8 protein-coding genes and 1 riboswitch are annotated in these 11492 nt (G+C 73.4%); of the genes, 1 reads left to right on the forward strand and 7 read right to left on the reverse strand.

The features are described 5' to 3' along the window. Nucleotides 1-47 precede the first annotated feature (47 nt). The 3 genes from H9640_RS18710 to H9640_RS18720 all read right to left on the reverse strand — a co-directional run bounded on the left by H9640_RS18710 (nt 48) and on the right by H9640_RS18720 (nt 4205). Nucleotides 48-632 (reverse strand): hypothetical protein, encoded by a 585-nt coding sequence (locus H9640_RS18710; RefSeq protein ID WP_191792286.1) that lies wholly within the window; start codon nt 630-632, stop codon nt 48-50. A gap of 148 nt (nt 633-780) precedes the next feature. Further along, entirely contained in the window at nt 781-3135 is a 2355-nt protein-coding gene (metE, locus tag H9640_RS18715) for a 5-methyltetrahydropteroyltriglutamate--homocysteine S-methyltransferase (RefSeq protein WP_191792287.1), read from the reverse strand. Nucleotides 3136-3155: 20 nt separating this feature from the next. Continuing rightward, a complete protein-coding gene (locus H9640_RS18720; RefSeq protein ID WP_191792288.1) occupies nt 3156-4205 on the reverse strand; it encodes a methylenetetrahydrofolate reductase in 1050 nt (349 codons plus the stop codon). A 112-nt stretch (nt 4206-4317) separates the two neighbouring features. Next, nucleotides 4318-4420: riboswitch (SAM riboswitch) on the reverse strand. Between the two features lie 215 nt (nt 4421-4635). On the opposite strand from H9640_RS18720, the gene H9640_RS19810 reads away from it, so the two are divergent. Continuing rightward, on the forward strand, nt 4636-6066 hold the full coding sequence (locus H9640_RS19810) for an outer membrane protein assembly factor BamB family protein (protein WP_191792289.1): 1431 nt from the start codon (nt 4636-4638) through the stop codon (nt 6064-6066). Between the two features lie 90 nt (nt 6067-6156). Here H9640_RS19810 and H9640_RS18730 read toward each other — a convergent pair whose 3' ends face one another. From H9640_RS18730 to H9640_RS18745, 4 genes are all read right to left on the reverse strand, one after another. Further along, nucleotides 6157-6708 carry a hypothetical protein gene (locus tag H9640_RS18730; protein ID WP_191792290.1) on the reverse strand — a complete coding sequence of 184 codons (552 nt, stop codon included), beginning with the start codon at nt 6706-6708 and terminating at the stop codon, nt 6157-6159. A 41-nt stretch (nt 6709-6749) separates the two neighbouring features. Further along, on the reverse strand, nt 6750-7709 hold the full coding sequence (locus H9640_RS18735) for a hypothetical protein (RefSeq protein WP_191792291.1): 960 nt from the start codon (nt 7707-7709) through the stop codon (nt 6750-6752). A gap of 251 nt (nt 7710-7960) precedes the next feature. Beyond that, nucleotides 7961-10231 carry a glycoside hydrolase family 31 protein gene (locus tag H9640_RS18740; protein WP_191792292.1) on the reverse strand — a complete coding sequence of 757 codons (2271 nt, stop codon included), beginning with the start codon at nt 10229-10231 and terminating at the stop codon, nt 7961-7963. After that, nucleotides 10228-11421, reverse strand: coding sequence for a glycoside hydrolase family 15 protein (locus H9640_RS18745; protein ID WP_191792293.1), 1194 nt, complete (start codon nt 11419-11421; stop codon nt 10228-10230). Before H9640_RS18745 ends, H9640_RS18740 begins: the two co-directional genes overlap by 4 nt. Nucleotides 11422-11492: the final 71 nt, after the last annotated feature.

Raw genomic sequence — 11492 nt, forward strand, 5'->3', positions numbered from 1 at the left:
GCACCGCACGGTGCGGGGCCCCTCTCGTCGTCGGTGGCTTGCGGCCGTCAGGCGATGCGGGGGAGCTGTGCGAGCGCCGCCACGACCTCGATCGCGTCGGCCTTGCCGAGCAGGACCTTCTGCGCCATGAACGCCTTCGTGGCCACGCTCTCCTCGGGCAGGCTCGAGCCCGCGAAGACCTCCATGAGGGCGCGCGCGTCGGCCTCGGGCAGGCGGAAGCTCACGACCTGCGTGAGGTTGCGCAGGATCGCGGTGCGGTCGGTCTCCGAGAACCCGAAGCGCAGCGTGAGGGAGCCCTGCTCGATCCGCGTGTACGCGTACGTGACGTCCGCGAAGGGACGCGCCGGACCGTCGCCGATGCGCAGCGTCCGGGCCGCGAGGTCGACCGCGACGGGCTTGGCCTCGCGCACCCAGTAGACGAGGAACGGCAGGATGATCGCGAGCACCGCGACGAGCGCGATGACGAGGAACAGCACGAAGCTCTCCTCGTCGCCGAACCGCAGGAACGCGATGACCGTGAGCAGCACCGCGGCCAGGAACGGGGAGACGGCGGCGGTCAGGCGCATCTTCTTGCGCCCGTCCACCCAGAGCGGCAGGTCGGTCGTGGTCGGAGCGGGTGCTGCGGCGTGCATGGTTCCCCCATCGGGACGGTTGTCTCGCCCCATGGTGGAGCGACGATGTGCGCGCCGATGCTACTGGTAGATCTTCGTCGGGGGAACGGGGAGAACTACCCCGGGGGGCGGCGGACCTGAGCCCACCGCCCCCGGGGTGTCTCGCGCATCAGCCGAGCTGGGCGCGCACCGCGTTCGTCGCGGCGACGAGGTTCTCGAGCGAGGCCACGGTCTCCTCGTAGCGACGCGTCTTGAGGCCGCAGTCAGGGTTGACCCACACCAGGCGCGAGTCGATCGACTTCACCGCGAGCTCGAGCAGGTCGGTGACCTCCTCGGTCGACGGGACGCGCGGCGAGTGGATGTCGTACACGCCCGGGCCGATCCCGCGCCCGTAGCCGGCCTCGGCGAGCTCGGGCACGATCTCCATGCGCGAGCGCGCGGCCTCGACCGAGGTCACGTCGGCGTCGAGGCCGTCGATCGCGCCGATCACCTCGCCGAACTCCGAGTAGCACAGGTGCGTGTGGATCTGCGTCTCGGCCTCGACGCCCGCGGTCGCGAGGCGGAACGAGCTCACCGACCAGTCGAGGTACGCGGCCTGGTCGGCCTTGCGCAGCGGCAGGAGCTCGCGCAGCGCGGGCTCGTCGACCTGGATGATCCCGATCCCGGCCGCCTCGAGGTCCGCGATCTCGTCGCGCAGGGCCAGGCCCACCTGGTTCGCGGTGTCGCCGAGCGGCTGGTCGTCGCGCACGAACGACCACGCGAGGATCGTGACCGGACCGGTCAGCATGCCCTTGACCGGCTTCTCGGTGAGCGAGGCCGTGAACGTCGACCAGTCGACCGTGATCGGCGCCGGACGCGTGACGTCGCCCCACAGGACCGGCGGGCGCACGCAGCGCGACCCGTAGGACTGGACCCAGCCGTTCGCCGTGACCGCGAACCCGTCGAGGTTCTCGGCGAAGTACTGGACCATGTCGTTGCGCTCGGGCTCGCCGTGCACCAGGACGTCCAGGCCGATCTGCTCCTGGAGCTCGACGACGCGGCGGATCTCGTCCTGCATCGCGGTCGTGTAGTCCGCGTCGGACAGCTCGCCCTTGACGTTGAGCGCGCGCGCCCGGCGGATCTCCGGGGTCTGCGGGAACGACCCGATGGTCGTCGTCGGTAGCAGGGGGAGGTTCAGCTTGGCCTGCTGGGCGGCCGCGCGCTCGGCGTAGTCGCCGCGCGAGAAGTCGCCCTCGGTCAGGGCTGCGGCGCGCTCGCGCACCGCAGGCACGACGACGCCGCTCGCCACCGCGCGCGAGGCCACCGCGGCGCGGGCCGTCTCGATCTGCTCGGCGACCGCGTCACGACCCTCGGTCAGCGCCCGGGCGAGGATCGCGACCTCGCCGACCTTCTGGTCCGCGAACGCGAGCCAGTCACGCAGGCGGGCGTCGATCGAGCCGTTCGTCCAGTTCTCGTCCTCGACGTCGTGCGGGACGTGCAGGAGCGAGGTCGACGTGCCGACCGTGACGGCGCCGGCGCCCAGGCCGGACAGGTCGTCGACGAGCGCGAGCTTCGCCGCGAGGTCGGCGCGCCAGATGTTGTGGCCGTCGATCACGCCCGCGACGACGGTCTTGTCCGCGAGGCCCGCGACGGGGCCCGCCGGGACCGCTCCCTTGACGAGGTCGAGCGAGATCGCCTCGACGTCGGTCGCGGCCAGGAGCGCGAGGCCGTCGTGCTCACCCTGGAGCCCGCCGAACGGCGCGCCCACGAGGATCGCGGGGCGCTCGGTGCCCACCGCGAGCTCGGTCGCGAGCACGCGGTACGCCTCGGTGACCGCGGCGTGGACCTCGGCGGCCGGCACGTCGATCGAGTCGGACACGAGCGCCGGCTCGTCGAGCTGCACCCACGGTGCACCGGCCGCGGCCAGGGCGCGCAGCAGCTCGACGTACACGGGCAGGACGTCCGCGAGGCGCGAGAGCGGGCTGAAGCCGGGCGCGCTGCCGTCGGCGGCCTTGGACAGCGCGAGGAACGTCACGGGCCCGACGACGACGGGCCGGGTCACGACGCCCGCGTCCTTGGCCTCGACGAACTGGCGCACGACGCGGTCGTCCGCGAAGCGGAACGGCGTGGACTCGCTGACCTCGGGGACCAGGTAGTGGTAGTTCGTGTCGAACCACTTGGTCATCTCGAGCGGGGCGTCCTCGCCGGCGCCGCGCGCGACCGTGAAGTAGCCCGCGAGGTCCAGCGCGCCCTTCTCGTCGGTGAGCGACGCGAAGCGCGACGGGACCGCCCCGAGGAGAGCGACGACGTCGAGCACCTGGTCGTAGTAGGAGAACGAGCCGGGCACGGCGCCCGACGAGGCGTCGAGGCCCAGGTCGACGAGACGCTGGGCGGCCGCGACGCGCAGCGCCGAGGCCGTGGCCTCGAGCTCGTCGGCCGTGGTCCTGCCGGCCCAGAAGGACTCGACGGCCTTCTTGAGCTCGCGGCGCGGGCCGATGCGGGGGTAGCCGAGGACGGAACCGGAGGGGAACGTGGGTGCACTCATGGTGAATACCTCTGAACTGGTCAGACCGAGGAGCTGCCCAGGGCAGGCTCGGCGGAGGGAAGGGGAGTGCCGGAGACCCACGGCCCGCTGGCCAGGTCGGGGGTGCGGGACGAGACGCCGCTGGCGTCCCCCGCTGCCCCACCGCCGAGGTCGACTCCCTCGAGCAGGTCTAGAGCGGCTTGGTGCTTGTTGAAGGTGTAGATGTGGAGGCCGGGCGCGCCGGCCGCGAGGACCTGGCGCGCGAGCTCGACCGAGTGCCGGATGCCCAGCGCGTGGCGCGCGTCCGGGTCCGGCTCCGCCTCGAGGGCCTCGACGACGCGGCGCGGCGCGGGGACGCCCGTGAGCTCCTCGACACGCGCGAGGCGGGCCGGGTCCGTCATGGGCAGGAGGCCCGCGAGGATCGGGATGGTCACGCCCGCGGCGCGCGCCTCGGCCACGAAGTCGATGTAGGAGGACGCCTCGTAGAAGAGCTGCGTGATCGCGAAGTCCGCTCCGGCCTGCTGCTTCTGCCAGAGGCGGCGCACCTCCTGGGTGCGGCTCGTGCCCGCGGCGAGGTTGCCGTCGGGGAACGTCGCGACCGCGATGGTCAGGGGGCGGGCCGCGCCGCGCAGCGCGACGCTCGGGCTCGCGGCGCAGCGTGCGGCCTCGACCTCGCGCAGCAGGGCCACGAGCTCGGTGCTCGACCGCACGCCGTCCTCGGCGGGGCGCCAGTCGGGCTGGTCGCGCGGAGGGTCCCCGCGCAGGGCGAGGAAGCTGCGCACGCCCGCGTCGAGGAAGTCCGTGATGACGTCCTCGACGTCCTCGCGCGAAGCGCCCACGCAGGTCAGGTGCGCGATGGGCAGCACGGGCGTGCCGTGCAGGAGCTGGCTGATGACGCGGCGCGAGGTCTCGCGGTCCGTGCCGGCCGCGCCGTAGGTGACCGACACGAAGTCGGGCGAGGTCGCGACGAGGCGGCGGGCCGTCTCCCAGAACTTGGGCGCGGCGTCGGGGCGGCGCGGGGGCATGAGCTCGAACGACACCGTGGGCCGCGGTGCCTCGTGCCCGAAGTGCCCCAGGTCGACGATGCTCATCGGGCGGCCGTCAGGAGGGTCGTGCTGGTGGTGGCCAGGGCGGCCGGACGGCTGGCGCGGGGGACCCCGGTGCGGTGCAGGGGTGCGCGGAAAGATGCCTCGGTCATGAATCGCTCCATCGAACCTGGCTGTAGCACCCGTACCCGCGAGAGGCTTCCGTTGGGGGGTTGCTGCGGTGTCAACGAGCCAGGACTCTCGACCGCTCTGGATGGTGTTGACGATCGTAGGGGGAATCCATGATCTGAGCCAATATCTGCTCGAAGCGTGAGACGGAGGGGTCCGGAGTGGTTCCTCGGCCCCGGTCCGGCGTCCGTCCACGCGGTCGCAGATCCCTTCGTCGGTCCCTGCGGTCGCCCTTCCAACGTACGCCTGTCGGCGCCCTCCCGGACCGCCGGGCGATCCTCCCCGACGTCGCCGCTATGCTCCGGGCGTGCCTCGCCGACGCAGCCAGCAGCAGGTCTCGTTCGTGCTCGACGACTCGTCCGAGGGTGTCGACCCGGGCTCGGGCGTCCCGGAGCCGGCTCGTCGGGAGCGGACGCGACGCCCCCTCACCCGTACGGCACGACGGCGTCGCGCCGCCCGTCTGGTCGGCCTCGCCGTCGGTCTCGGAACGCTCGGGGTGGCGGCCGCGGTCGTCGTGACGCGCGACGGGGCGGCCCAGGACGACGCGCTCCAGACGCTCCGCTCGTCCGAGGACAGGATCTTCGACCTCACCTACGCGCCGCGTGCCGAGTGGAGCGTCGACCGCGACGAGGGCGAGCCGTTCACCGTGGGGGACCTGCTGGTGATCCCGGGGCGCTCCGGGACCGTCGGGTACGACCTCGGGTCGGGCGACGAGCGCTGGCGGCTGGACGACCTGACACGGCAGGTCTGCGCCGCCGACCAGGTGCGCGTCGAGGGAACGGCGGAGGTGTCGGCCTTCGTGTGCCTGGGCCAGGGGGAGGAGGCCACCGCGGCCCGACTCGTGAGCGTCGACGGTGCGGTGGTGGCCGAGGTAGAGATGGACCCACGCCGGGGCGAGGCGGTCGCCGGTCCCGGCGGGACGGTGCTCCAGGCCGCCAGAGACGAGACGGGGGTCGTGGTCCGGTCCGTCGACGTCCGGACGGGCACGGCGGCGTGGGAGCGACGGCTGACCGTGAGGGAGGACGCGCAGGACCCCCTGTGCGCGACGGAAGGTGATGCCGTCCGTGCGGTCTACCGGTCGGGGACGGTGGCGGTCCACGGATGTGGCGTCCTGTCCTACCTGACGCCTGGGGGGCAGGTCGTCGACGAACCACCGGGGATGGTGCAGGTCATCGCCCTGGGCAACGGGTCCTACCTCCGCTCGTCGGGGACGGCCGTCGCGGGACCTGTCGAAGCCGTCTCGGCCGACGGCACGGTGCTCTGGACGAACGAGGGGCTCGTGCTCGGGGAAGGTGCCCGCGACCTCCTGGTGCCTCACCTCGTCCTGCTCGACCAGGGGGAGGCGCTCCTCGCCGTCCACAGGGACGGCACGACCGCCTGGACCGCACCGGTCGCCGCGCGTCAGGTGCTCGTCCGCGGCGCGGACGTCGTGATGGTGCAGACGGTCGACCGGGAGACGGTCGCCCTGGACGCCACGACGGGTGAGGAACGGTGGCGGCGGGCGGCCGACCCCGCGTCCGGTGCGGTGTCGTACCGCGTGACCGGCACGTTCACCGACGGTTTCTCCGCGCTCCTCGTCGTCCCCACCGCGCCCGGCACGAGCTCGGTCACCGCACTCGACCTGGCGACGGGCGACGTGCGATGGACCCAGGAGCACACCGGGGACCCGTACGAGCTGGCCGCTGGGGGAGGTCGGCTGCTGAGGATCGACGAAGCCCAGGTCACGGCGTTCGGCTGACGGCGTGGGGGAGGGCGACATGGCCACGCCGTACCCGACCCGCGCGCGGCGGCGTCCTTCGCTCCCGTGGTGTCGGCGTTGCCGGGGGCATCACGACCGGTCCGGATCGTAGTCGTCGGCGACCTCTCGGACGGAGGGATCGTCGCTCTGTCGCGCTCGCGCGACGAGCAGCCGGAGGCCTTCCACGTCTCGGAGGTGGAGGAGCAGCTCGGCGAGCCGCTGGACGTCGAGCGAACCTGCCGCTTCGAGGCGGCTCAGGACCTTCTCGCGCACCTGTCGACCGACCGTGTAGCTCCATTCGTCGATGACGCATCGAGCCTTGAGCCCGAAGCCGTCGTCCAAGGTCACCTCGATGAGGTCGTCGAGCAGTCGAGGCACGTCGTCCCCCAGGTTGTCGAGGAAGCCGAGGGCCGCGACCGTGTCCCAGCTGCGCGCGCGCAGTGCTCGGGAGAGCACGCCCGGGCGATCCTGCGCGTGCTGTCTGAACTCGTGGCCCACCCGCGCCAGCTCTCGCGTCGCCGCCACGACGTCCGCCCAGAGCGCGTCGTCGTCCGTGGCTCCCGAGGCGTCGGCGTTCTGCGCTCCCTGCGCCGGGGCGTCGCTGGACGTCGAGGGGGAGGCGGTGCCTTCGGTACTCGTCATGTCGTCTCCGTCCAAGGGGTGCGACGCCGTCGAGATCGTCGTCACGACCGGTCCGGGTCGTAGTCGTCCACGGCCTCCAGGATGTCGGGATCGTCGCTCTGTCGCGCGATCGCGACGAGCGCGCGGAGCCCTTCCTCGTCGGCGAGGTGGTCGAGCAGCTCGGCGAGCCGCCGGACGTCGAAGTCGTCGGCCCCGTCGAGACGGCGCAGGACGCTCTCGCGGACCGCCGGGACGATGACGTCCCGGCGGCGGGCCAGCACGCGCCGGGCGTGGAGCGCCTCGGTGATGATCAACGCCCGGCCGACGACCTCGTCGACCAGGTCCGGTACGTCGTCGGGCCAGGTCTCGAGGAACCCGAGAGTGGTGATGCCGCCCCCTTTCGTCGAGGTCCGCAGCACCTCCCGGGCCCGCTCGACGCGTGAGGCCGCCCGGTGGAAGTACGTCGCCCGAGCGCGGTCCAGGCCGGTGTGGGCAGTGACGACCGCAGCCCAGCGGTCCTCGTCCTCAGGGGTCCACCCGGACCCGCGGTCGGCCTCCGATCGGTCGGCATCGCCCCGGGTCGCTCCCATGGTGAAGGAGAACAGGGTGGTGATGGTCCGCGCCACGGGGGCGTCCGCCGTCTCGAGCCGCTCGAGGGCGACCTCTCGCATCGCCGCAGGGTAGAAGATCGCACCGAGGCTGATCACGCGTCGTGCCTCGACAGTCCGGGCGCCGTGTGTCGCCAGGTCGACCAGCTCGTCGAACAGGTCGGGCGCGTCGTCGGGGCGTTCGAGGAGGAACCCCAGCGCGGCGGCCGCCTCGTCCGTCGCGTCTCCGGCGCGCAGCGCGCGCGAGAGCAGCCCGACCCGTGCCCGAGACTGCTCCGCAAAAGCCCTCCGCGCGTCCCACAGCGCCCGGTGCGCGGCGTCGACCTCCGCCCACAGCTCCGCGTCGTCCGGGCCGCTGGGCATGGCGGACGCGGCAGGGCGATCCGGCGCCGGTGACTCCTCGCGGCGAGTCATGTGACCATCGCCTCGGTCAGGGTCTCGTCGGTCTCGGGTGCGGAAGTCACCATGGCGGAAGAGTAGCGCCCGTGCTGGGCGAGGCGGACGATCGGGCGCGCCACCGGCGCCGCGGGGCCGAGCCGATCCAGGGGCGCCGGTCACCGTGGAACGCCGCAGGGCCCCACCCGTCGTCGTGACGAGTGGGGCCCTGATCGCCGCCTCGGCGGCGCTGTCGGTCCGGCGTCCTCAGTCGTCGGACCGGGACGCCGCTACCGCGCGAAGACCGCCGCCAGCCCCTCCCACGCGGAGGCGCGCACGTACACCGGGATGACGTCGCGCGGGACGTCCCGCGTCACGAGGACCCCGGAACCGTGGGCCTCGCCGGTGGCGGGCCGCCCCGTCCAGGCGTCGACCCACTTGCCCGCCGGGAGGTACGTGGTCCACGTCGTGGCGCCCTCCTCGGTCACGGGGTGGACCAGCAGGTCGTCGCCGAGCTGGTACTCGTCGGCGTGCTCCCAGACCTTCTCGTCGTGCGCGTGGTCGACGAACAGCCCGCGCATGAGCGGGGCACCTGTCTCGATCGAGTGCCGCGCCTGCTCTGCGAGGTAGGGCACGAGGCGCTCGCGGAGCTGGGCGTAGGCGCGGAACACGTCGACGACCTCGGGGTCGTCGTTGGTCTCGGCCACGTACCAGGGGGTGCGGTCCCGCAGGGGGCGCTGGTGGTGGTTGAACTCCGAGTGGTACTGCATGACCGGGCTGAACGTCGCGGCCGCGACCCCGCGCAGGTAGAGCTCCGAGCCGGGCACGGGCCCGGAGAAGCCGGCGAGGTCCCAACCCCAGTAGACGATGCCGCACGCAGAGGCCGTGATGCCCGCGTTCATGGACCAGCGGAACGCCTCCCACGTGGAGTTCTCGTCCCCGGCCCAGTGCAGGCCGTGGGCCTGCGACCCGGTGAACCCGGCGCGGGAGAACGTCACGGGAGCCTTGCCGTTCGCGCGCAGCAGGTCGCCGAACGCGCGGGCGTAGTGCACGGGGTAGAGGTTGTTGCCCTCGTCGCCCTTGCGGCCGTCGCCGTACTGGAGGTCGTCGCCCCAGGCGTGCTCGCCGCCGTCGGTCTTGAAGCCGTCGACGTCGAGCTCGGCGACGAGATACTGGCGGCGCGCGGTCCACCACTCGCGGCCCTCGGGGGTCGACAGGTCGGCCATGAGGGACTGCGGGAACCACCAGCCGCGGTTGTGATAGGCGCTGCCGTCGGCCTCGCGGACCGCGTGCCCGGCCGCGACCATGGCCCTGCCCTCGGCGAGGACCTGTGCCTCGTGGGGCACGTCGGGGCCGAGGTCGTGCTCGGTCTTGAGCAGGGGGATCTGCCACAGGACGACCTTGATGCCCCGGGAGTGCAGCTCGTCGATCATGCCCTTCGGGTCCGGCCAGGCGCCGTCGGCCGGGTACGTGAAGTCCGAGGCGGCGTGCGGGGCGCCGTCGGCGTTGGTCTCGTAGCGGGCGTCGCGGAAGATCGTGATGCCCTCCTCGTCGCTCCACGCCTCGATCACGACGACGCTCACGGGGACGTCGAGGTCGCGGTGCGTGTCCATCTGGTCCATGACGAGCTGCTGGGTGTTCCACTCGTTGCCCGACGCCCACAGTCCGAGGACCCACGACGGGAGCTCCTCGGCGCGGCCGACCTCGTCGCCGAACGCCTTGAGGACCTCCGTGGGGCTGCCCTCGTAGACACCGACGTCGAGCGCGGCGTCGTCGCCCAGCGCGGCCTCGACGACGAGCAGGTCGGGCGACGACGCGGCGACGTCGTACCAGGTGCGCCGCGACGTACGGACGTGGAAGCCCCAGCCGGAGCCGCCCACGACGTGCGCGAACGGCATCGGCATGTACGTGCGTCCCGTCGCGCCCTGCGACTTGTACTGCTCGAACACGACGGCGTCGAGGCTCCTGCCGCGCTGGTCGACGGCGTCGAACCGCTCGCCGAACCCGACCACGTGCTCGGACGCGTCGAGGCGGAACGCGAACCGCACGCGCCGGGCGCCGTCCTCGTCGGTCCACCACTCGACCGAGCCGGGGACGACGAGCGGGTGCTCGTCGGCGGGCACGCCGCCCACGGTCACCCCGCGGCCCCCGGCCGGGGCGGTCGAGGTCCACGTCCCCGCGCTGACGTCGAACCACTCGGTGGCGGCGTCGGCCGTCGTGAAGCGGTAGCGGTAGCGGCGGCCCGCCTCGAGGGTCGGGCTCGTGGCGTGCCAGGCGCCGTCGGCCGTGAGCTGGCCCGCCTGGGCCGCGGCGAGGTGCCCGTCGCCGCCCGCGAGCGCGGCCGCGTCCGCGGGGGACACGGACCCGGGCGCGGCGGCGAACGTCGTGACCTGCGAGCCGTCGTCCCACTCGCACGCGACGGCGACGTCGGCGGGGGCGTCCTCGACGACGACGCCGAGGCTCACGGAGGACCCGGCCCCGGGGTGCACGGGCAGGCGCTGGTCGGCCGACGCGGCGTAGGGGTGGCCGATGCCGGCCGGGCGGTGGATCAGGGTGGTCATGGGTGCGGCTCCGTGTTCGGGTCGGTCGTCAGGAGGCCGAGCTCGTCGGCCAGGATCAGGTACATGCCGTGGGACCACAGCAGGGGCTGGGCCACGGGACCCCAGCGCTCGATCCACTCGTCGCGGGAGCCGGGGTGCATCAGGTGGTCGGGGACCTGCTCGGGCATCTGCCCGTCGGGTCCGGCGTGCGAGGCGATCCACCGCAGGTGGCGCCACGCCTCGTCGGTCCGGCCCGCGCGGGCGTGGTTCCAGCCGAGGAGCGCGGACAGCAGCAGCCACTGGCCGCCGCCGTAGAAGACGTCCGTGCGGAAGCGGTGCACGCCGCCGTCGGCGTCGAGGTCGCGCGCGACGGCGTCGAGCGTGGCCTCGGCCACCGGCGAACCGGGCTCCACGAGGCCGAACGGCACGACGCACGCGGCGAGCGACGCGTCGACCGCGCCCGAGCCGAACCACTTCGCGAGGTGCGGGGCGTCGGGGTCGCTCGCGCGGCCCGACGTCATGCCGTCCGCCCGGACGAGCGCGCTGATCGCGTCGGCGACCTCGCGGGCCCGGGCCGAGCGGACGTCGTCGAGCAGCGGGGAGCCGTCGGCGCACCGGGCGCCCGCGACGGCCAGGAGGCCCGCGCGGACCGGGGCAAGCGTCGAGGGGTGGCGTTCCTCGACGTGCTCCTCCCACCAGTCGTAGCAGGGGAGCTCCCACGCCGCGAGCAGGTAGTCGACCGCGATGGCGACGGCCTCGCGGTACGGGTCGAGCGGGCGGTCGTGGCGCTCCGCGTGGGTCACGAGCTGCCACAGCCACATGCCGTAGCCGTCGGTCTGGAAGTCCCACCAGGGGTCCTGGCCGTCGGCGCCGTCGAGCAGGAAGCGCGTGGGGAGCATGTCGGTCAGGGGGAGCTGCTCGCCGCGGTCGGCCCGCGCGAGCAGGTCCGCGACGTGCTCGCCGCGCGAGGTCAGGACGCCCACGGCCCACCGGTGGAACCGGTCGACGGACTCGACGGCGCCGTAGCGGGACATCCCCTCGGCGACGAACGACCCGTCGCGGAACCAGGCGTAGCCCCGGTAGGCGCTGAACGTGGGCGAGGCCGGGTAGGCGCCGCCGCCGTCCTGGTGCTGTGCGATCACCTCCGCGGAGGTGCGCGCCAGGTCACGCAGGCGGTCGAGGTCTTCTGTCGTGGGGAGGGCGAGGCTCATGGAATTCGTCCTGGTGCTAGGGGTGGACGTCCGGCGTGGGGCGGGCCGTGGGGGGGGGGGGGGGGGGGGGG

Source organism: Oerskovia gallyi, assembly GCF_014836745.1.
GTDB lineage: Bacteria > Actinomycetota > Actinomycetes > Actinomycetales > Cellulomonadaceae > Oerskovia > Oerskovia paurometabola.